The organism is Flavobacterium sp. ZE23DGlu08 (genome assembly GCF_030505335.1).
GTDB classification, from domain to species: Bacteria; Bacteroidota; Bacteroidia; order Flavobacteriales; family Flavobacteriaceae; genus Flavobacterium; species Flavobacterium algoritolerans.
In genome coordinates this window covers 2,082,597-2,104,647 of sequence record NZ_CP130045.1, presented here as the reverse complement: position 1 = coordinate 2,104,647, position 22,051 = coordinate 2,082,597, and the positions used below count along the sequence as shown (strand labels likewise).

15 protein-coding genes are annotated in these 22,051 nt (G+C 35.3%); 5 read left to right on the top strand and 10 right to left on the bottom strand.

From position 1 onward, the window contains the following. The first annotated feature begins 27 nt into the window (after positions 1-27). On the top strand, positions 28-573 hold the full coding sequence (locus Q1W72_RS09120; RefSeq protein ID WP_302134840.1) for a nuclear transport factor 2 family protein: 546 nt from the start codon (positions 28-30) through the stop codon (positions 571-573). Positions 574-722: 149 nt separating this feature from the next. Here the strand turns inward: Q1W72_RS09120 and Q1W72_RS09115 are convergent, their stop codons facing one another. The 3 genes from Q1W72_RS09115 to Q1W72_RS09105 form a co-directional block, all read right to left on the bottom strand. After that, entirely contained in the window at positions 723-1,742 is a 1,020-nt protein-coding gene (locus tag Q1W72_RS09115) for a hypothetical protein (protein ID WP_302134839.1), read from the bottom strand. 88 nt (positions 1,743-1,830) lie between these two features. Then, positions 1,831-2,454: a hypothetical protein gene (locus Q1W72_RS09110; protein WP_302134838.1), complete on the bottom strand. Its 624-nt coding sequence runs from the start codon at positions 2,452-2,454 to the stop codon at positions 1,831-1,833. A 324-nt stretch (positions 2,455-2,778) separates the two neighbouring features. Further along, complete coding sequence (locus Q1W72_RS09105; RefSeq protein ID WP_302134837.1) at positions 2,779-3,678, bottom strand: S9 family peptidase; 900 nt, start codon at positions 3,676-3,678, stop codon at positions 2,779-2,781. A gap of 331 nt (positions 3,679-4,009) precedes the next feature. Between Q1W72_RS09105 and Q1W72_RS09100 the strand changes: the two genes are divergently transcribed. After that, on the top strand, positions 4,010-5,011 hold the full coding sequence (locus Q1W72_RS09100; protein ID WP_099714043.1) for a transposase: 1,002 nt from the start codon (positions 4,010-4,012) through the stop codon (positions 5,009-5,011). Between the two features lie 190 nt (positions 5,012-5,201). On the opposite strand, the gene Q1W72_RS09095 is transcribed toward Q1W72_RS09100, so the two are convergent. Together Q1W72_RS09095 and hflX are read right to left on the bottom strand one after the other, a co-directional pair. Next, positions 5,202-6,143, bottom strand: coding sequence for an NADP-dependent oxidoreductase (locus tag Q1W72_RS09095; RefSeq protein WP_121343077.1), 942 nt, complete (start codon positions 6,141-6,143; stop codon positions 5,202-5,204). 390 nt (positions 6,144-6,533) lie between these two features. Then, complete coding sequence (gene hflX / locus Q1W72_RS09090) at positions 6,534-7,784, bottom strand: GTPase HflX (RefSeq protein WP_302134833.1); 1,251 nt, start codon at positions 7,782-7,784, stop codon at positions 6,534-6,536. 325 nt (positions 7,785-8,109) lie between these two features. On the opposite strand from hflX, the gene Q1W72_RS09085 reads away from it, so the two are divergent. From Q1W72_RS09085 to Q1W72_RS09075, 3 genes are all read left to right on the top strand, one after another. Further along, positions 8,110-9,744: a DUF6377 domain-containing protein gene (locus tag Q1W72_RS09085; protein WP_302134832.1), complete on the top strand. Its 1,635-nt coding sequence runs from the start codon at positions 8,110-8,112 to the stop codon at positions 9,742-9,744. A gap of 314 nt (positions 9,745-10,058) precedes the next feature. Continuing rightward, the gene (locus Q1W72_RS09080; RefSeq protein WP_302134831.1) at positions 10,059-12,176 is read left to right on the top strand and encodes a glycoside hydrolase family 97 protein; all 2,118 of its coding nucleotides are present in this window, start codon (positions 10,059-10,061) and stop codon (positions 12,174-12,176) included. Between the two features lie 249 nt (positions 12,177-12,425). Beyond that, a complete protein-coding gene (locus tag Q1W72_RS09075; RefSeq protein WP_302134830.1) occupies positions 12,426-14,312 on the top strand; it encodes an IS1634 family transposase in 1,887 nt (628 codons plus the stop codon). Positions 14,313-14,332: 20 nt separating this feature from the next. Here the strand turns inward: Q1W72_RS09075 and Q1W72_RS09070 are convergent, their stop codons facing one another. The 5 genes from Q1W72_RS09070 to Q1W72_RS09050 all read right to left on the bottom strand — a co-directional run bounded on the left by Q1W72_RS09070 (position 14,333) and on the right by Q1W72_RS09050 (position 21,950). Then, complete coding sequence (locus Q1W72_RS09070) at positions 14,333-14,794, bottom strand: FKBP-type peptidyl-prolyl cis-trans isomerase (protein ID WP_099714037.1); 462 nt, start codon at positions 14,792-14,794, stop codon at positions 14,333-14,335. Positions 14,795-14,854: 60 nt separating this feature from the next. Next, a complete protein-coding gene (locus tag Q1W72_RS09065; RefSeq protein WP_302134828.1) occupies positions 14,855-16,204 on the bottom strand; it encodes a DUF5689 domain-containing protein in 1,350 nt (449 codons plus the stop codon). A 10-nt stretch (positions 16,205-16,214) separates the two neighbouring features. After that, positions 16,215-19,022 (bottom strand): carboxypeptidase-like regulatory domain-containing protein, encoded by a 2,808-nt coding sequence (locus Q1W72_RS09060; protein ID WP_302137933.1) that lies wholly within the window; start codon positions 19,020-19,022, stop codon positions 16,215-16,217. Between the two features lie 494 nt (positions 19,023-19,516). Beyond that, positions 19,517-20,728, bottom strand: a complete 1,212-nt coding sequence (locus Q1W72_RS09055) for an MFS transporter (protein WP_099714034.1) — start codon at positions 20,726-20,728, stop codon at positions 19,517-19,519. 181 nt (positions 20,729-20,909) lie between these two features. Next, positions 20,910-21,950 (bottom strand): Gfo/Idh/MocA family oxidoreductase, encoded by a 1,041-nt coding sequence (locus Q1W72_RS09050; RefSeq protein WP_302134825.1) that lies wholly within the window; start codon positions 21,948-21,950, stop codon positions 20,910-20,912. Between the last annotated feature and the right edge of the window lie 101 nt (positions 21,951-22,051).

Genomic DNA, 22,051 nt, shown 5'->3' with positions numbered 1-22,051 from the left:
ACACTAATTATTTTAAAACTTCACCTTATGAAAAAATTACTTTTATTTGTCCTGTGTGCGACACTTTTTGTAGCATGCAAAAAAGAAGCTACACCAAAAGCAGTATCAACTTCTGAAACACCTGATACACCAACACCTCCAACAGAATTTGCCGATAGCAAATATTCCGATATCGGGAAAAAAATGTTAGCAGATTTATCGAAAAACGACATGGATTCCTGGACAGACAGCTTTGCCGAGGATGCCAAGTATTACTGGAATAGCGGAGACAGTCTGGTAGGAAAACCAGCCATAGAAAAATACTGGAGAGACCGAAGAGGTAACGTTATTGAAACCATCACTTTTGAAAAAGAAATTTGGTTGCCGGTCAAAGTAAATGAGAAAGGCAACATTCCGATGGATGGTATCTGGCTTCTTAGCTGGTACAAAACCACCGCAAAATACAAAGGCGGCAAGAGCATGACACAATGGATTCATTCTACATATCATTTTAATTCAGAGGATAAAATTGATATGGTCAACCAATACCTGGATCGAGTGCCTATCATGGAAGCAATGCCTCCGAAGAAATAAATTTTTTAAGTCCCAGTTTGCAGAACTCCGAATGTATCTCATAAAAAAACGGCGCTCTTTTGAGTGCCGTTTTTTATGGTTTTCTTTTAAGTAGATATCTGTCGCAGACTAACGCCCGAAAACGTGGACAAATGAGAGCTAGTTTCAATTTATTTTAATGTCCATTTAATAAATTCGTCCATTACTTCTTTCCAATGTTCTTTTTCATAGTTTGCCCTTCCATTTTCTTTTACTTCAAAAAAATTATGTTCTAAATTTAAATATCTTTTATAAGTCAAATTTGTTTTTGAATTTTGAATATAAAATAATGGAACTAAATCACATAAATCTGAAGCAATATCATTTGTTCCGTAAGCTAAGTAGGTTGGAATTTTGATTTTCAGCCAATCATTTATTAATGGTCTTGAAAATGATTTCCAAGCTAATAAATTTGGATTCTCAATTAATGCTCTTTCATCGTAAGAATCTTTAAACATTTTATATGTTAGCTCTATACGTTCATCCGCTTCTTCCCAAGTTATTTGTTTACTTTCTGCACTTTTTCTATAATCACGAATATTTTGGTCAATTCTACCGAACGGATTTGCACCAAATAATCCCAAATTTGTGACTTGTTTATTCTTTAAAGCTATTAAAGTTGCAACTTTTGAACCTTGTGAATGTCCTGCAACTATTAATTTGGAATTATCTACCCAATTTTGTTTTCGCAAGAATTTTAAAACTATTTCCGCCCTATTTGCATAATTTTCTAAATAATCCGACTTCACATAATCCTTATCAAATTCATTCGGGTCTTTTGGATTTGGAATATAGCAATAGGATTTATTTAAGTTTTTTTCATTTACAATAACAGGTGTTTTTGGCATTGAAATTACAATTAAATGATAATTTTTTTTAATCTCTTTAAGATCAAAATTTGTAATTCCACCGCCAATCATCCACATTTTTTCTTTTTCTGGTTTTACAAATAGTGGCAATGGTAAAGACCCTTGACAAAATAAAAAAATCGGTTTTATTTCATCTAATTTTGTGTCAATTAATATAAAATCAATTGTATCTTTTTTTTGCTTTAGACTAAATTGAATTGCTTGATTATTTATTATGTTTAGACTCTGTCCAAAACTTATTTGAACTAAAAATAATAAAACTATAGTACTCGTATTTTTCATATAATGCTTTAAGTTGTATCCACATAGCAAACGCTATAATTTGTATCTTAATTTAAGTAGGAATTCGTCGCAGACGGGCACCTGTGTGTTAATCTCCTATTATCATTAAATATATAATTGGAATATAAATCAAAATACAAATAACAGAAGGAATTAGTATAGACTTTTTTTGGTAACTAATTTCTCTTCCAATATAGCTCTCCCAAAACAGATAGTGAAGAATTGCTGCTCCAATACCAGAAAAGACCAATGTTAGATTTTTAATTTCAAAATTTATTTCATCAAGATAATTTATTGCAAAAACTTGAAAAATTGTATAAAAAACACCAAAGACAATAACTATTATTGAGAGTTTGTTTTTATTTAATTTTTTGAAATTCAATGCTAATAATACACTCCCGAAAATTACTCCGAAAACAATGCTAAAACACCAAATATTTAATTGTGAAAATAATTCGAGTGCATTGCTATCTTCTACTGAGTTTTTATCCCAAATATTTTCTTGAATTATTTCTTGGCTCTCTTTTAATTTTTTATCCTCAATCAACTTTAATACGCGATTGGTTTCTTCATCAGAAAAAATTTCTCCTCTTTCTTTTAAAATATCAAATGAATATTTTACAGCCTGAGCTACAAATCTACTCTCTGGTTGAATATAAAAATATAATTCATTATTATTTTTTTCTTCTAAAATACTTTTCTTTACAGACATTTTATACGATAAGTTTTTAAAAAATAGCAGTTAACTTGTTTATAGATTTGACAGAATCTTACAATATTTATTTTCAAATATATTTAATTTTTCTTACAAAATTACAATGAATAACATAAAAGGAAATAGTACCACCAGAGCCAGAGAGTTCAATAGAATTCCTGATGTTGAACCTAGCACTAATGTTTGATAAAAGTACCAAACCCGCCATATTACCAGCCGAGCGATAGCGAACAGGCGAAGCAAATTATCCCAAATACAAAACCAACTTTCCATTAAGCCAATTGCCCAAATCCGTTGTAGTAGCTGTTTCTAGGCAGTGCTTTATTTTGATGCTTTAGACTTCTTAATGTTCAAAGTTTTCTGTTTTATCCATTGAATTGAAATATCAACAGGTGCTGTAATATTGTCAGAAACAGTATTGTGTCCTAATGTTGAAAACAAGGCATATTCGAAAGGTTTACCTTGAGCTTTCAATGTATTTAATTGCTCCATGCATAACTTTACTGGAATCTGTATATCTTTCTCACCAAAAAGCCAAAGTCCTGGAATTGAAAGAGTACTCAAGAAAATTTTTGGGTCAGTAGCTGTAAATTGATACCTGTCAGAATCATTTTTGATATGTTCACGAGCTTCTGATTCTGTATGATTTTCCCAAAAATTATTGTTTCCATTAGTATAAAACTGAAATCGAAGTTGTTCTAGGGTTGTAATTGTAGGGCAACTAAATAAAACCATAAATTCAATTTGTGGATTTTTGCTTGCAGCAATTGGGATTATCCATCCTGCTTGACTGAAGCCAACTAATCCTACAGGTGTTTTTTTATCTTTCAAATAGGTTCGAAATGTATTTACTGCTGCACTTGCATCATGAGATAATAAATTAAGATTAGTAGTGTCAATATTATTGGTGCCAACAGATGGCCCTACATATACACCACCAGATTCTCCAACTCCACGTTTATCATATGTCAATACAGCAATACCTTCTTTGGCAAGACGTTTAGCGAAATCCATTTCTCTTTTTACAGGATCAGACCCATGAACAATTACAACTGCTGCCAATGTTTTTTTAGGTGTTAAAATTGAGCCTGCAAGAGTGATGCCCTGACTTTCAAACTTTACCTCTTGAATGGTAAAGTCGGTCGATTGAGAAAATACTATTTCTGGTAAAATTATTAATAATAACCAAAGAAGTGAATTAGAAAAAAAGTTAATATTCATATTAGTATAATATAAAAAATTGTTTTGAATGGTCATCGTTAGCATTGCCTACAACGTTCTGGTAATACAGCAGTTTTGGGACTAAATTAAGCCCTATTTTCGGATTTGCCACCCGAGCCTTTACTTTGTGTTAGAGTAAAAAACATTAAATTTATTCAAAGGAAAGCAGAGGTGAACTTTCACCCGAGCTAAGCTTAAGACTTAACTATCGCATTAGTCCTCTGCCTTCTCCTTGAACCCGTTGAATTGCTTCAAATAGAATGATAGACATCAAGGTCTAATAAAGGCTCTAAAGAAGTTCAACATTTTTGTTTATCCTAAATCCAAAGTTATGAAAAACTATTTATTTTATGTGGGTATTGATATTTCAAAACTAAAATTAGATATCACTATTCTTGATGTTTCTTCTTTGAAATCGGAACATTTTGTTGTTGAAAACAACATAAAAAGCATTAGTCTGTTTGTCAAAAATCTAAGCAAGAAGATTGACATAAATCAAACTCTTTTTTGTTGTGAAAACACAGGGGTTTATACCAATCATCTTTCGTCTGCTTCAATGGATTTAAAGTTAGATTTATGGATTGTCCCAGCCGTTGAAATAAAAAGATCAAAGGGGATTTCAAGAGGAAAAACCGATAAATCAGACGCTAAAGATATTGCCTATTACAGCTATAGAAATATTGACAAACTCAAACTTTTTACTTTGACAGCTATAGACATTCAAAAACTAAAAATTCTGTATACCGAAAGAGAAAAAATGCTTAAATCATTATTGCTTTTAGAAACAACTAAGGAAAATAAGGGTTTTGCAAGTAAAGAAGTTTTCAAGGAAGTATCATCAATCAATCAAAGTTTAACCAAAACCATTAGAAATGCTATCCGCAAAATAGAAACCAAGATGAAAGAAATCATCAAAGCAAATGCTCAGTTGAACAAACAGACTCAACTCATCAGAACCATTCCTGGAATAGGGGAACAAACCAGCATATATTTAATCATTGCCACAAAAGGATTTACGGCTTTTAAAAATTGGAGACAATTTGCCTGTTATTCTGGAGTTGCCCCATTTGAATGCAGCTCCGGCTCTAGTATAAAAGGCAGGACTAAAGTAAATCATATGGCTGATAAAAAAATAAAATCCTTGCTGCAAATGTGCGCTATGACCACATTGAAGTATGATCCTCAATTAAAAGAATATTACAATAAGAAAAAGGCTGAAGGAAAAAATTCTATGCTTGTTTTAAACAATATTAGATGCAAACTTATAAGCAGGGTTTTTGCTGTCATTAACAGAGAAACTTCATATATAAACACGTATAAATTTGCATCGTAGTTTTAACAATTTTTACTTGTTTTTCATCATAGAATGCGATAGCGAACAGGCGAAGCAAATCATTCAAATACAAAACCAGCTCTCCATTAAGCCAATTGCCCAAATCCGTTGTAGTAGCTGTTGTGCGTTCGTACTATTTTAGGCATATTTTATAATTTAGTAAATTCTCTTTTCGCAATACATAAAGTCCTCATGGTTTAACTATAATTTTTCCAACTGTTTTGCCTGTTTCCATTTCAATATGGGCATCACCCATTTTATCAAGTGAAAAGCATTTTGAGATATGAGATTTAATAATACCTTTTTCTAAAAGTTCTGCAATTGCTTTCATGTCCTTACCATCTGATTTCACAAGAGAATAATATACCGTTACATTTTTTTCCTTAGCTTTTTCCAATAAATCGTCACTAATCATTGGCAAAAGACTCAAAATTGTCCCACCGTTTTTAACAACTTTAAGCGATTGATACAAACTATCTTTTGCAAACGCATCAATTACATAATCTACCTCGCTCACAACATCTTGAAATTTTTGTTCGTCATACGCTACATGTTCATCAGCGCCTAACTCCAATACAAAATCTTTGTTTTTTGCAGAGGAAACACCAATTACATAAGCTCCAAAATATTTAGCTATTTGAACTGCATAATGCCCAACTCCTCCTGATGAAGCTTGTATCAAAACCCTATCTCCTCGTTTTATTTTTGCATAATGAACCAACAATTGCCAGGCAGTTAATGCAGATAGTGTTGCACCACCAGCTTCCTCGTAGCTTATGTTTATCGGTTTATGGGCGATTTGATCTTCAGGTGCTACTACATATTCTGCATATCCTTTCCCGTGTCCTAAAAAATTAATCAATCCAAAAACAGCATCGCCCTTCTTAAATTTTGTGACTTTTGTGCCTATATCCGTAATTATTCCAGAAATATCCCACCCTAATATTAAAGGCATATTGTCTTTGAGGTACTCAGCCATGGCTGAACCACTTCTTGTTCTTACATCCACCGGATTTATACTGATTGCTTTAACTTCAATTAATACCTCATTTTCCAAAACTTCTGGTAACGGTAATTCCGTCATTAATAGCTTGTCTATATCTCCAAATTCATTTATTATAATTGCCTTCATTTTTATTTATTAAGTTAGGTAATGAACTTTATTTACGGGGTATTGTAAGTATGACGCATAACTTATATATATGTATGACAAAATCATACAAAGCCACCCAATTTTAGGTAGATAGGTATGACAAAAAGCATACTTTATTTATTCTCAAATATATTTAATTTTTCTTACAAAGCGATAATGAATAACAGAAAAGGAATTAATACCACCAGAGCTCACATGAAGGATAGCAGTGAAAATCCTTTTATGCAGCGCAGCGAAATAAAAGATTGCAGCGTCCCGAAGCCTCGAGGTCCTGACACAGCTGTAACGCAGAGGAAGCTGGGACATGCCCAAAAAAAATCCCTCTTGAGAATGTCAAAAGGGATTGTGTACTTTATGTTTTAGAGAGAATTATTCGGTTTCTTCGTCGTCTTTGTCTTCTTTATCCACCGCGTCTTTATAATCCGGATATAAAAACTTATTGTACGGAAAACGGGTGATGTGAATGTGTCGTACGGCTTCGTAAACGCGTTCTCTGAATTCCTCGAAATTTTCTTTGTTGGTAGCCGAAATAAACAAGGCATTTTGTTCTCCTACTCGGCTCATCCAAGTCGATTTCCATTCTTCCAGCGTGTAATGTCTTGGCGTTTTTTCGGTCATTAAATCATCTTCATCAATAGTCAAATGCTTATACGCATCGATTTTATTGAAAACCATAATAACGGGTTTGTCATTAGCCTTGATGTCCAATAACGTTTGGTTTACGGATGCAATATGATCTTCAAATTCAGGATGCGAAATATCGACTACGTGCAATAACAAATCAGCTTCGCGAACCTCATCCAGCGTACTTTTGAAAGAATCAACCAGTTGCGTTGGCAATTTCCTGATAAATCCTACGGTATCCGAAAGCAAGAAAGGCAGGTTTTTAATCACTACTTTTCGAACGGTCGTATCCAAAGTTGCAAAAAGTTTGTTCTCTACAAAAACATCACTTTTCCCAACAGCATTCATCAAAGTCGATTTCCCCACATTTGTATATCCCACCAAAGCCACACGAACCATTGCGCCACGATTACCGCGTTGCACGCCCATTTGCTTGTCGATGGTTTTTATTTTTTCCTTCAATAAGGCAATTCGGTCACGAACAATACGTCTGTCAGTTTCAATCTCCGTTTCCCCAGGTCCACGCATTCCAATTCCCCCTTTTTGACGCTCCAAGTGTGTCCACATTCCGGAAAGTCTTGGTAGTAAATATTGGCATTGTGCTAATTCTACTTGCGTTCTTGCATACGAAGTTTCGGCGCGTTGCGCAAAAATATCCAGGATAAGGTGCGTTCTGTCCAGGATTTTACATTCCGTAATGATTTTAGATATATTTTTTTGCTGTGAAGGCGATAATTCATCATCAAATACCAAAGTTGAGATATCATTCTCTTTTACAAAAAGATGAATCTCTTCGATTTTTCCCGTTCCAACAAAAGTCTTGGGATTTGGGCGTTCCATTTTTTGCGAAAAACGTTTCACCACTTCTCCACCTGCGGTAAAAGTCAAAAACTCCAATTCGTCAAGATATTCGTTAAGTTTCTCTTCACTTTGGTTTTGAGTTACAATACCAACAATAGCCGTTTTTTCGAAATTTATTACTTCTTTTTCTAACATGTCTTTGAATAAGCTACAAATTTAATGATTTGTCAGGGACTTATCTAGTTATGGGTTTATAAAAAATTAGAAGCCGTGAATAATGATAGTTTTTGGGTCGAGACGGAAATAAGACTAAAGAAAACTTTTGCCACGGGTTAATCTTTACTTTTTAAAAAAATTAGTTAAAATTCGGGTAATTCATGGCTAAAAAATTTATCCAACAGAAATCAGCGAATTTGCGGTTATTTTGAAAACTGTTGCTTTTGCACGAACGACTTTAGGAGTTCCACTGGATTTTTAATTATTTTTACACCAATATAATCCCATTTGAATGAATCGCTTTTTGACATTCCTTATTGTATTCTTGCTTCCCGTTTTTCTTTTTGCCCAAAATAATTCTGAGGAATTATTGGATGAATTGGATCAAGCGGTAGCTGATTATGCTGTTTATTCCAATAAAAAAGAAGGCGAAATAAACAAACTCAAGGAACAGCTTTCCTACACTTCTGCCGATATTCAAAAATACGACATCTATGGAAAGTTGTATGCGGAATATAAATCGTACCAGTCGGATTCAGCATTGATTTACGCTCGAAAGAGTTTTCAAATCGCCGAAAAACTAAATGATGTCCGAAAACTAAATCACGCCCGATTAAATTTGGCTTCCATCATGGGAACATTAGGGATGTACAAGGAAGCAACTGATATTCTTAATCAAATCAACATCACTACTTCGCCCGAACTAAAAGGTTATTATTTTACGGTAAACAGTGTCGTTTATGGGTATATGTCAGATTATGCGGCTTCGCTTCAGGAAAAAGAAAAGTATATTGTACTGACCAAAAAGTACCGTGATTCCTCCTTAAACTGCTACAAACCGCAATCCAGTGCTTATATTATGGCGAAGTCCAGCACGCTTCTTGATGCCGGAAAACACGATGAAACACTGGCTTTGTTGCTGAACTATTTTCCGAATATTGCTCAGAACAGTGATGATCGAGCGGTGATTGCCTATATTATTTCGCAAGCATATCGCCAAAAAAAAGACCTTGAACAGGAGAAAAAATGGCTGACTATTTCTGCTATTTCTGATTTGCAATTGGCCAAAAAAGAATATATTTCGTTGCGTTCGTTGGCTTTTCTAATGTACGAAAGCGGAGCTATTAACCGCGCTTATACCTACATAAAACGCTCGCTGGAAGACGCCCTTTTTTGTAATGCGCGCTTACGAACCTATGAAATATCGAAGATGCTGCCCATTATCAACGAAGCGTATCAAAAACAAAATGAAACCAATCGATTTCAGTTGATTCTGTTTTTGATAAGTGCCAGTATATTATCCGTGTTCTTATTGACGGTGCTTTTTTTACTTTTTAAGCAAATGAAAAAATTGTCTAAAGCAAAGCAGGATTTAAGTTTGGCTAACGGCAAGCTTTCGGAACTGAATACCGAATTAAATACTTTCAATGAAAAATTGAATGAGACCAATTATACGCTGACCGAAGCCAATCTTCTGAAGGAAATATACATTGGTCGTTACATGGATCAGTGTTCCGATTATTTAGGCAAGTTAGACGAATACCGCCGAAAACTGAATGTCATGGCAACGACAGGAAAAATGAACGACCTCATCAGTGCCGTAAAATCGAAACAATTTGTCGAAAATGAGCTTAAGGAATTCTATACTAATTTCGACAAAACATTCTTGCAACTCTTTCCTAACTTCATACCGGAATTCAGGGCTTTGTTGCTTGATGACGAAGCAACACAATTGAAGGAAGGCGAACTCTTGAATACGGAACTAAGAATCTTTGCACTCATCCGTTTGGGCATCAAGGACAGCGCAAAAATTTCGACTTTTCTTCGGTATTCGGTATCCACAATTTACAATTACCGCTCACAACTCAAAAATAAAGCAGCAGGTCCACGAGAAGATTTTGAAGCTAAAGTAATGCGGATTGGAACCCATTTAAAATAGAAAAATTCTGTTTTTAAAGGAGGTGTTCGGGATTAAAACAATCTCGAACACCTCTTTTTCATTATAAATTCACCACTTTTTTTAAACGATAAATTTACACAATACACAGTTATTCAGTATCTTGCATGTAAAAAAGAGAAACACAATCTACTTTTTTAGAATGATAAAAATATGTAGTGTGTAAAGCGTTTACTTTTACTTCCTCGAAATCTGAAAAACTTTGGTTTTTTCAATAAATCGATTTCGTGAAAATCATGTTTATCACAATCTATTACCAAACCTGAAAAATTAATTTATCAAATTCTATTTAAAAAATGAAGCAATTTCTTTTCACAGCCCTAATGTGGCTAACGTTTTTTAGCCCTGCAAAATCGCAGCAGTTAAAATCACCAAATGGAAAATTTGTAATGGAGTTTACATTACAAGATGACGGAACTCCAAGTTACAGTTTAAATTACAAAAATAAAGCAGTTGTAAAACCAAGTAAATTGGGTCTTGAGTTAAAAAATGATAAAAAATCACTGTTAAATGACTTTACGGTTGTTGACTCGAAAGCGACAACTTTTGATGAAAACTGGCAACCCGTTTGGGGAGAAGTAGCCTCAATCCGCAATCATTATAACGAACTCGCAGTAACCTTAAATCAGAAAGAAACTGACAGAAAAATTCTTATTCGCTTTCGTTTGTTTGACGATGGTTTAGGATTTCGCTATGAATTCCCTTCGCAAAAAAACCTTACTTATTTTGTAATCAAAGAAGAAAGAACCCAGTTTGCAATGACTGGTGATCACACTGCGTTTTGGATTCCGGGGGATTATGATACCCAAGAATACGATTATACTACCTCAAAATTATCAGAAATTAGAGGGTTATCAGAGAAAGCAACTACTGCAAATGTTTCTCAAAAGTCTTTTTCTACAACAGGAGTTCAGACTTCGCTAATGCTAAAAACAGCGGATGGATTGTATATCAATTTGCATGAAGCGGCATTAATTAATTATTCCTGCATGCATTTGAATCTGGATGATGCAACCATGGTATTCGAATCTTGGTTGACACCAGATGCCAAAGGAGACAAAGGATATATGCAGGCTCCAAATCATTCGCCTTGGCGTACCATAATTGTCAGTGATGATGCAAGAGAAATTTTGGCTTCAAAAATGACCTTAAACTTGAATGATCCGTGTAAAATTCAAGATACTTCATGGATAAAACCCGTTAAATATGTAGGTGTTTGGTGGGAAATGATTACTGGAAAAAGCTCATGGGCGTACACGGATGAATTTCCAACGGTACAACTTGGCGTTACTGATTTTGCAAAAGCGAAGCCTAATGGAAAACATGGTGCAAACAACACTAATGTGAAAAAATACATTGATTTTGCAGCTAAACACGGTTTTGATGCCGTTTTGGTCGAAGGATGGAATGAAGGTTGGGAAGACTGGTTTGGTCATTCCAAAGATTATGTTTTTGATTTTCTGACTCCTTATCCAGATTTTGATGTCAAAGGATTGCATGAATATGCTAAATCAAAAGGCGTAAAAATGATTATGCACCATGAAACTTCGGGTTCTGTGCGTAACTACGAGCGTCACATGGACAAAGCGTATCAGTTTATGAAAGACAATGGTTATGATGCCGTGAAAAGTGGTTATGTAGGAGATATTATGCCAAGAGGCGAAAACCACTACAGCCAATGGATTGTCAATCATTATCAATATGCTTTAGAAAAAGCAGCTGATTATAAAATTATGCTGAATGCGCACGAGGCGGTTCGTCCAACGGGAATTTCCAGAACATATCCGAATTTAATTGGTAACGAAGCAGCAAGAGGAACAGAATATCAAGCTTTTGGAGGTTCTAAACCAAATCACGTAACGGTATTGCCTTTTACACGTTTAGTAGGTGGACCGATGGATTACACGCCGGGTATTTTTGAAATGGATTTAAGTAAATTGAATCCGGATAATAATTCGCATGTCAACAGTACAATTGCAAATCAATTGGCATTGTATGTAACGATGTACAGCCCGTTACAAATGGCAGCTGATTTAACGGAGAACTATGATCGCTTTCCGGATGCTTTTAAGTTCATCAAAGATGTAGCAGTAGATTGGTCTGACAGCAAATACCTTGAGGCAGAACCTGGTCAATATGTTACCGTTGCGCGTAAAGCAAAAGTGACGAATAACTGGTTTATCGGTAATGTAAACGGAGACAATTCTCGTACCTCAACAATCAAATTTGATTTCTTGGAAAAAGGGAAAAAATATGTAGCCACGATTTATGCTGATGCCAAGGATGCACATTATAAAACCAATCCACAAGCCTATACAATTCGCAAAATGACAGTGACTAACAAATCCAAACTGGCACAGCTGAGTGTTCCGGGAGGAGGTTATGCCATTAGCATAGTTGAAATCAAAAAGTAAATAACTAAGAAAGGCTGTCCAAATAGACAGCCTTTCTTGATTTTATCATAGCCTTAACCCAACTTGCAGGGTTGAATGACGATAAAAGTTAATTAATTGTTAATTACATCATTTTAACAATCATTTCTGTAAGTTTTTATTTAAAAATTGGTATTTTTTGTATTCAAAACAGGTGTTTTTTAGGTAAATTCCGTTTTGTAGTCCCCAGCAAATCTTGTCTTTAATGGGGATATTTCCGATTTTTACTAAATGTATTTCAAATCTACTTTTCGTCGAAATCCTGAAACAGGCAAAATGGAATCCTACTACCGATTGGTAGAGAGTTTTCGTGATCAAAACGATATTGTTAGAAACAGAACTATTGTAACTGCTGGATTTATAGACCATTTAACGGCTGAGGAATTGAATTATATCCAGAAAAAATTGACTGAAAAACTCAATGGAAAAAACAGCTTGTTTGAAGATGATTTTCAAGAACATCTTTGGGAGTATATTGATGAATTGTATTCCAAAATACTAAAATCAAACAAAATAGATAATTCTCATTCTTCCCAAAAAGACATTCACAGTGTAGATTTGAACACACTAAAACACACTGAAGCACGTGAACTAGGAGGTGAATGGATGAGTTTGCAAACATTGAAGCAACTAAAAATAGACCAGTTTTTATTGGATAAAAATTGGCCGGAAGAACAAGTTCAATTGGCACTCACTCAAATTATAAGCAGAGCCGTTTATCCCGCGAGCGAAAACAGAACCAGTAAATGGATAAAAGAAAATTCGGCTATTTGTGAATTAACCGCTTATCCTATCAAAAAAATAACAAAGGATAAATTATATCAATCTGCCTTAAATTTGTATCAAGTTAAAGATGAGATGGAAAAATATTTGTCTCAAAAGACCAATGAATTATTTGATATTGAAGATAAATTTTATTTGTATGACCTAACCAATACCTATTTTGAAGGTCAGAAAAAGAACAGTGATTTAGCTCAGTACGGACGTAGCAAGGAAAAGCGAACCGATGCCAAACTAGTTGTTTTGGCAGCTGTTGTAAATGTAGAAGGCTTTTTGAAATATTCCAATATCTACCAAGGGAATATGGCCGATTGCAAGACCTTGTCCGATATGATTGATAGCCTTCGTGAGGCTACGAGTGAGTCCACAAAAAAGGCTTTGGTGATTATGGATGCTGGTATTGCCACTGACGAAAACTTGAAATTGGTGACAGAAAAAGGATATGATTATTTATGTGTAAGCCGTACTAAACCCAAAAAATATGCCTTAAAAAATGAAATCCCTACAATAGTTTATGACAAAAAAAATCAGAAAATAGAGCTGAATGAAATTGAAGGTGAAGAACAAAATCAGTGTGTTTTCAAGGTGAAAAGCGACATGAAAGCAATGAAAGAACGTTCAATGAATCGCAAATTTAAAACCCTTTATGAAGACACATTAACCAAACTTGCCAATGGATTAGCCAAAAAATCGGGGATAAAAAAGCAAGAAATTATAAATCAAAAAATAGGGCGATTGCAACAAAAATATCCCTCAATAGCCAAGCATTACCAAATTGATTTATTGGTTGACCAAAAAACGAGCAAGGTAACTTCTATGAAATGGGAGGTCAAAGAAAGTCAAATAAATCAGAAAAAAGAACATGGCGTTTATTTTATAAAAACGTCTCTAAAAGAAAGGGATGAGCAAACAATTTGGAGAATATACAATTGCATACGAGAAATTGAAAGTACTTTTAGAACGTTAAAAACAGACTTGGATTTACGACCTATTTATCATCAGAACGATGAGTCAACTATGGCACATTTAAACCTTGGATTGTTAGCCTATTGGATCGTAAATACGATTAGATATCAACTAAAAGTAAAAAAAATAAATCACGATTGGCAAGAAATTATGAGAATTGCAAATACTCAAAAGTTAGTTACAACAGAGATAAAAGATGTACTTGAAAACACAATCGAAATTAAGAAATGTTCAGAGCCAAGCCCTAAACTAAAGGAAATTTACTTAGCCCTAAACTATAAAAAATGTCCCTTTACCAGGAAAAAATTTGTAGTCCCCAAATCTGAAATCCTAAAACAAGATTTCCTTTTTAAACAAAGGTTTACAAGCTAAAGTCTGCAAGTTGGGTTAAACTAATTCACTGAAATAAGTTTTACCTCAAAAATAAGTACAGAACCTCCGGGAATACTACTGTAATCATTACTCCCATAACCAAGATGAGAAGGTACCAAAAGGATTCCGCTTCCGCCTTCTTTAAAATAAGGGATTCCTTCCGTCCATCCTTTTATCACTTGGTTCAAACCAAATGAAATTCCTGAAGCATTACTTTGATCAAAAACATTTCCATTAGTAAAATACCCTTTGTAAGCAACTGTCACATTAGAGGTTGCGGTAGGTTGTTCTCCATCACCAGCTTCATTAATCACATAGTACAATCCTGAATCGGTTTTTGTGGCAGTCAATTTATTTTTGGCAACGTAATCCACGATTTCTTTTTCGTTTTGAACGGTGTAATCAACAGGTTTAGATGCTTCATTATCTGATAAACAAGAAACAAATAATAAAGAAATTAGGGCTAATAAAGTAGATTTCATAATTTAATTTAAATGTTAAGGCTGCAAATATAGTAATTCAAGTAAAGCCTTTAATAAAAATTATTTGTCTCCAAAAACCTGAACATCATCTACTTGAAAAGCACCATCCAAAGCCAGGTTTTTACCGGAACCCGTATATTTAAAAGCAATGTTGATTTTACCTTTGTACGAAGATAAATCTACAGCGCCGCTTCCTACAAATTGATACCAAGGCGTAGCTTGTTTAGGCAAATTAACAACTAACGGAGTCCAAGTTGCGGTAGTAATATTCAACCCGTCAAAATTACTGGAAACATAAACTTCCAAAGAATTTAACTGGGAATCAACATCTAAGTGATGCTGAGCCGTTCTAAAAGTCAAGACTTCTTTTGTATGAACCTCCATATCTATTTTTGGCGAAATCAACCAAGCCACATTCGAAACGACTTTGGTTCCTGTAATATTAAATTCGGCATAACCGTTTCCGGAATAAACAGTGCCTTTCCAGAAAAGCGTTCCCTTTTGGACAATATTAGCCCAGCCGGGAAGATTTAGTTTAACATTGTTTTCAACCGTTTCAAAATCTTGGGAGAAAAAAGGAGTCGCTCTGCTTCCGGACATCACCACATCCTTTTCGGAACGCGGTAATAATTGGTAATCACTTCCGTATTTCGTTAAAATTCCTCTTACTTTTCCACTTCCATTAGGGACTAATTTAGTCGCAAAATCAGAAAAACTGCTTGTTCTAAAATACACTTGATTCCCTAGTTTATCCATCAAACTCCAATTCGTCGCACCGCCAACATTATTCGTTTCTTCAAAATAATGGCGTCCTATTGCGGCAGCTGAAAACTGAACATCAGACAACTCAACCAACGTATTCAAATTAGAATCATTCAGCAGTTCTGACATGGTCAGAGACCGAACCAAAACCTCTTCCTTTACATTCGTGCAAGACGCATTCAGCACTTTTTTATACTCATTTTGAGAAAGTCGCCCCACTCCGCCTTCATTATAGGAATTCACAAAAATACTTCCTATGCGCATCCCTCCAAACGAAATATCCGTGTATTGGTCTTTCAACTTTATGTATACTTTATTGCCCAGTCGGTAATCAATGTACAAATTTGTAGCATCCACGGGAACACTAAATCCTATGGCAGGTGTTGTGGCTGTTGCCAAAGTCTGAAAGGAAATCGACTTGAAAAAATTCCCCGATTCATCACTGGAAACCACATACGCCTCGATAATGTCATCGTATTTATACTGGGCTACAATCGCATTTGCAACCGCATGAACTTCGCTTACCGTTGTATTAGTAATTAAATCCGGTTGCGTACAAATGAGTTTTGGAGCGGCAACCTCATCCGTTACGCAACTGCTGAAAGTAATTGTCAACAGTAAAAATAATTTGCAGAATGTTGATTTCATATGCTTTAATTTAAAGATTGATATAAAGATTCACGAAATACGTTCTTCCGTATCCGTAGAAATATTTTGGTCCAAAAGAAGGCGTACCACTGGAAACATCCTGATTGATTTGTCTGAAATTAGCATTTCGGGCTTGTTCATAACCGCCTGTTTTATAGGTAACATCCAGCACATTATTGATGCTGGCAAAAATTCCAACATTCTTTCCATAAATGCGCCATGATTTTCCACCCACGAGATTGAACAACATCGTTGGGTCAAATTCTTCTTGTTTTAATAGTGTTGCTGCACGTTCCTCGGTTGCCTCCGGGAAATTAAAACCGCTTGCAGGATTTTTATAAAATATTTCAGTTCTGGAAATAGGCGAAATATCAATGTAACTATTGGTGAGGTAATTCATATTGGCACTAATCCACCAATATTTTGGATCTCGATATTCAATTCCCATTGAATACGCTCGCTGTGGCATTCCTGCTTGTTTGTAATTTTTGAGTGAGGCAGTTCCAAAATCAAAAACCGGACTGGTGTTTTCCAATGACGCTTCGGCATCGTTTGTCAACGTCACATGTGGATTACTGTCATATGTATATTCCCCAAAAGCCGCCGAAAAAGTAGTTTTAAACGTTTGGCTTAATTGATATTCCAAACTGAATTCTGCACCCATATTCTTCTTGTTCAATTGCGTTAACGTCTGACTCACAAAAGCATCGGTATTTAAATAACCCGCGCCATCATCAAAAATCCCTTCGGCATAAAAAAAGGAAATTTGAGTCGCATTTTTAATTAGGGAATAATAAGCCGTTAGTCGGGCTTTCAGTTTTGGAGAGCGATAGACATAACTGGCATCCAAACTGCTGATGTTCTCACTTTCGAGTCCGTCAACAATTGAATTATTCAATCGGGAATTTGCAAAAGTATTTCTCAGAGAAGGTGCTTTGGTCAAATGTGCCGCATTGAAAGTCACCAACTGTTTTCCGGAAATTTTTAAATTGAATCCGGCTTTGAAGCCAAAGTTTTCAAACGCTACTTTCTCACTTTTCCCGAAGGAATTCGTTTCGTAGATTCCGTTTTTGTACAAACCTTCCCTCTGATAATTGACAGTGGAGAAATTTTGAGCCAGATAAAAATCTACTTTATTGTACGTGAATTTAAATTGCGTGAAAGCCTCTAAAGTATTGGCAAAATAATTATAATTGTACCCATACGTATCCCCAACTACGACTTGGCGGTCTGGATTATTCAAATCCGATTGGGATTGATTTCCGCTGTAAAAAGCGTCGATATCTTCAAAATAGGAACCGCCAAGCAAGTCCAACAATTTTTGTGAGTTATGCGATTTTAGTTTTTTGAAAGACGCTCCAACATTTAAAAAAATGTTTTCTGACAGTTGCGCACTCAAATTTGTTGTGGCAACCGCCATTTGGTCTTCCACTTGATCTTCATACAAAACGTACTTGCTTTTTGTGGGTTCATAACCTGAAATTGTACCGTTGGAATCCAAAACTGGATTTTGATTGGCTTGGTACAAAGCCGTCCAATCAATTTGAGGATTCGCTAAAAATTCTGATTTGCTTTTGGCTGCATTTTCATAATCCGGAGTAAATGCTCCCGAAAATTCTCCGTTATCCGGTGCATAAAGCGAGCTGTAATAACTAGGCATTTTTCTGTAATACGTTGGGTCTGGACTATTGGCATTTTGATAATCGATGTTGCTGTTGGCAATTTTACCAAATTGATACATTACACTCGAATTCAAGTTGGTTTTATCATTGATTTTAAAATAATGATTCAGCATTATCGTAGGTTCTTCAATGGTTTTTATACGAGCATTTCTCTTTTCACCATCTTGAAAACCCCAATAGGAATTGTATTTTACGTTTGTCAATTGTGTAACTTCGGCAGTGTTTGGAGAGTTTTTGGCTCTGGAATTCGGGGTATACAGTGCCGTCAAATTTAACGAATGTTTCTCGCTTAATTTTTTTTCGAGACTTATAAAAAAGGAATTCGCATCATAATTGGTCCCTTCAAAATAGCCTTCCTGTGCCCAGCGCTTTCCTGCCGAAACTACAAAAGCCCAACCACTGGAATTCATTCCGGAAGCATGCGTTGCCATGGTACGCCAACTGTAATTAGTATTGGTTGATGAAAATGAAATTCGGGAACCCGGTCTGTAAATAGAAGCTCGTGTGTTAATTTCCTGTGTTCCTAAAATACCGCCAAAAGTATAATCCGAAGGTGTGGTTCCGAGTGTGAATTCCTGATTGCGGAGCGCATCATTCAATCCGCCCCATTCTCCCCATTGCGGTCTTCCATCATAGATTTTATTCATGGAAACACCATTAATCATCATAGTGGAATGTTCGCTGTCAAATCCGCGAACTCTAAAACGGGCTTGCCCCCAGTTGAAAGCGGCGGCTTGCAAGAAAGCATCTCGGGACAATTGCAAGAGTCCGGAAGTACTTTCGGAACTGCTGTTGTCCTCGCCAAAATCGCTTTCGATAAGTGTGATGATGCTATTTTGTTGTTCTGTGGATTGATCTTCTTCTAAAGTTATGGTTCCTAAATCCAACATTTTTCCTTGCGTAATTTCTATAGGATATAAGGCATCTTTGAAACCTTGACTGTGAATAAGCAGTAATATATTTCCTGTAGGAACCGTATCAAAACTAAAATTACCATCGGCTTTGGTGAGTTGCATTAAAGTAGTATTTTGAATACTGACGACTACAAACCCTAGCGGGTTTTGTGTTTTTGAGTCGATAACTTTACCGAAAAATCCCGTATTATTTTGTGCTATAACGCATCCTATTTGAAACATAAAGAAAAAACCCAGGTAAAATTTATTCATATATTCAAATTATGATGATGGTTTACATTCACTAAAAATTGCGGTTGAGAGAATTTTTATTCCTAGCAAAAAGTTCAACCGTCGACAGGAATTTCGACGGTTGAACAAAAAGCATAGAAAACGTCATCCGAATTAGGACAACAACTTGAAAATAATTAAAAATGAATTTTGGAAAAATGGGATATAAATCCCAATGGGAATACTTATAAAAGAGTGGTATTTGAAATTTTGTATGTTTTATTAATTCCTTATTGAAAGAATTATAATGTTAAATATACAAAAAAATAATATACAATTGATTTTTAAATAAAAAATTTCTTATAAAATATAAAAGTAGTCTTTAGCCCCGATGGTAGCAAGTATCCTTTCCAGTCCTGAACTTTTTTCAGGACTGGAAAGATACTGCGCACAGCGGGAGGATGTGTTGTTATGGAACCGAAATATAGTGCTCCTAATACTTCTATTTATTCGATTGCTTTGATTCTCGATACCATAATTGCGATGAGAATCCCAAAAATACCAATAAAAGCAAATGAAAATCGTAGACTCGACAACTCAGCGATGTAACCGATAATAGGCGGTCCCATAAGAAAACCCAAGAAACTGACACTTGAAACTGTCGTTAACGCTACACTGGGAGAAACGTTTGGATTTTTTCCGGCAACGCTGTAAACGGTAGGCACAATCGTGGAAACTCCCAAACCAACAAACATAAATGCAATGGTTGCGGGGATGACGAACGGGAAAAATACCGCTGTAAAAAGTCCTGCCGAAATCATGATTCCGCTGATTTGCAAGACAGTTTTTCTACCAAATTTATGAATAAGACCATCTCCTAAAAATCGTCCGCCCGCCATCATAATCATAAAAGAAGTGTATCCCAAAATCACTAATGGTCCGGGTGCTTTGATGACATCTTTGAAATATACACCGCTCCAGTCAAACATAACTCCTTCACTTGCCATGCAACAAAAACCAATGATACCAAGCCAAATTAAGGCACTATCCGGTTTTGAAAAGAGTTTTTTCTTTTCGGTTTTGACGGTTTCTTTCGCTTTTATTAAAAATTTATAATTGAAAGCAATCATCAAAAGCACGATTCCCGCAACGATTAAAAAATGTTGGTATGGATTAAGTTCCAAAGCCAGCATTCCTAAACCTACTAAAGCTCCCGTGAATCCGGCAAAACTCCACATTCCATGAAAAGAGGACATGATGGTTTTTTTGAAAAGGACTTCGGTATAAACACCTTGTGTATTGACAGCGATATTCGATAAATTACCAAAAATCCCAAATAAAAACAAACCCAATGACAGTTGCCAAGCCTGAGCAGCCAAGCCTAAATTAGTCAAACATAAAACATAAAAAAGCAGGGATGCTATAAGAATACGGTGGCTCCCAAAACGAGTGACCAATTTACCGGAAAAAGGCATAGCAACCAGTTGTCCTAATGGTAATGCAAATAAAATACTTCCTAAATCTCCTTCGCTTAACTGCAATGCTGTTTTAATATCCGGAATGCGGCTTGCCCAAGTGGCAAAACACAAACCCATTGCAAAATAAAACATGGAAACTGCCCAACGCGTTCTTTTCAAATAGGAAATCTTAGCGTCTTTATATGTTTTTTTAAATTTTGCTTTGGTTCTAAATCGGGATATAAAATTTAAGTCTATCAAGATAATTGGATTTTGAAATTTGATTTATCAAAATTACAAAATCCAATCATTGGTTGTGTCAAAACAACACATAAGAAAAAAAATACATCGTTATTGTTTATAAAAATACAGATTACTGCTATAAAAAGTGATGGCCGCGAATTCGCGAATTCCTTTTATACTTGGTAATTGATAGTTGATTTTACAAATCAATCCCTTTTTTCTGGGCACTGCTTTGAATGGCTGCTTCAATAATTTGCATCACATGAACGCCATCTTGTGCCGTTACCGGTTCCATAGCATCCTGTGTAATTGAATTGTAAACGCCGTCAAAAAAGTCATAATAATTCCCCTGAAGAGTTGGGATATATTCTTTTACAATTGCACCATTTATTTCTGTGTGTAAAAGTCCTTTTTTATCTGAAGATTCCGTTCCCCAAGTATCCAAGTTCGGTTTCATTCCTAATTTTAATTCGTCTTCCTGTACATCGCCACGCGCTTTTAGAAAAGAACCTTTCTTGCCATGAACCACAAAAGACGGAACGGCTTCACGCACAAAAAAACCAGCTTTTAATCGGACACGGAAATGGGAATAATACAATAAAATATCAATATAATCATCTACCAAAGAATGTTCCCGTGTGATGCGAATATCCGCAAAAACCGATTGAGGCAAACCAAACAAACACAACGCCTGATCAATTAAATGTGGTCCTAAATCCTTCAGAATTCCAGCACCAGAATTCGCCGTTTCTTTGTGTTGTTTTGGACTTAAAATCGGATTGTAGCGATCAAAATGGAATTCGGCTTCCACAATTTCGCCAAGGACATTATCTGAAATGATTTTTTGTACCGTTTTGAAATCGCTGTCCCATCTTCTATTTTGGAAAACGGACAGTTTCAATCCTTTTTCTTTGGCCAAAGCCGCTAATTCCTGCGCTTGGGCAACAGTTGTGGTAAATGCTTTTTCGACTAAAGCATGTTTTCCTGCAAGTAAAACTTTTTTGGCATATTCATAATGTGTATCTACGGGCGTATTTACGACCACCAAATCGACATCATCTTGCAATAACTCTTCTATCGTGGCGTAACTTTTCACCGAAGGATAATCCTGATGAATTAATTTTTTACTTCGCTCCCAAGAACCAAGTAGTTCAAATCCGGGATGAAAATTTAAAAAAGGAGCATGAAATACTTTTCCGGACATTCCGTAGGAAAGCAAAGCAGTTTTTATTTTTTGCATGGTATTATTTTATAAAATACGAATTTATACTTTTTAATCTTAAGACTTATATTCAAATTTTAACCACAAAAGGAATATAACTTCATTGAAGAGATGGGTTT

Excerpts from the sequence above, each read along its gene's own strand:
- Q1W72_RS09070 (WP_099714037.1), bottom strand. The coding sequence starts at position 14,794 with ATGAAATCTACTTTATTAGCCCTAATTTCTTTATTATTTGTTTCTTGT.
- Q1W72_RS09060 (WP_302137933.1), bottom strand. The coding sequence starts at position 19,022 with ATGTTTCAAATAGGATGCGTTATAGCACAAAATAATACGGGATTTTTC.
- Q1W72_RS09120 (WP_302134840.1), top strand. The coding sequence starts at position 28 with ATGAAAAAATTACTTTTATTTGTCCTGTGTGCGACACTTTTTGTAGCA.
- Q1W72_RS09100 (WP_099714043.1), top strand. The coding sequence starts at position 4,010 with ATGAAAAACTATTTATTTTATGTGGGTATTGATATTTCAAAACTAAAA.
- Q1W72_RS09110 (WP_302134838.1), bottom strand. The coding sequence starts at position 2,454 with ATGTCTGTAAAGAAAAGTATTTTAGAAGAAAAAAATAATAATGAATTA.
- Q1W72_RS09065 (WP_302134828.1), bottom strand. The coding sequence starts at position 16,204 with ATGAAATCAACATTCTGCAAATTATTTTTACTGTTGACAATTACTTTC.
- Q1W72_RS09115 (WP_302134839.1), bottom strand. The coding sequence starts at position 1,742 with ATGAAAAATACGAGTACTATAGTTTTATTATTTTTAGTTCAAATAAGT.
- Q1W72_RS09075 (WP_302134830.1), top strand. The coding sequence starts at position 12,426 with ATGTATTTCAAATCTACTTTTCGTCGAAATCCTGAAACAGGCAAAATG.
- Q1W72_RS09095 (WP_121343077.1), bottom strand. The coding sequence starts at position 6,143 with ATGAAGGCAATTATAATAAATGAATTTGGAGATATAGACAAGCTATTA.
- Q1W72_RS09050 (WP_302134825.1), bottom strand. The coding sequence starts at position 21,950 with ATGCAAAAAATAAAAACTGCTTTGCTTTCCTACGGAATGTCCGGAAAA.
- Q1W72_RS09080 (WP_302134831.1), top strand. The coding sequence starts at position 10,059 with ATGAAGCAATTTCTTTTCACAGCCCTAATGTGGCTAACGTTTTTTAGC.
- hflX (WP_302134833.1), bottom strand. The coding sequence starts at position 7,784 with ATGTTAGAAAAAGAAGTAATAAATTTCGAAAAAACGGCTATTGTTGGT.
- Q1W72_RS09105 (WP_302134837.1), bottom strand. The coding sequence starts at position 3,678 with ATGAATATTAACTTTTTTTCTAATTCACTTCTTTGGTTATTATTAATA.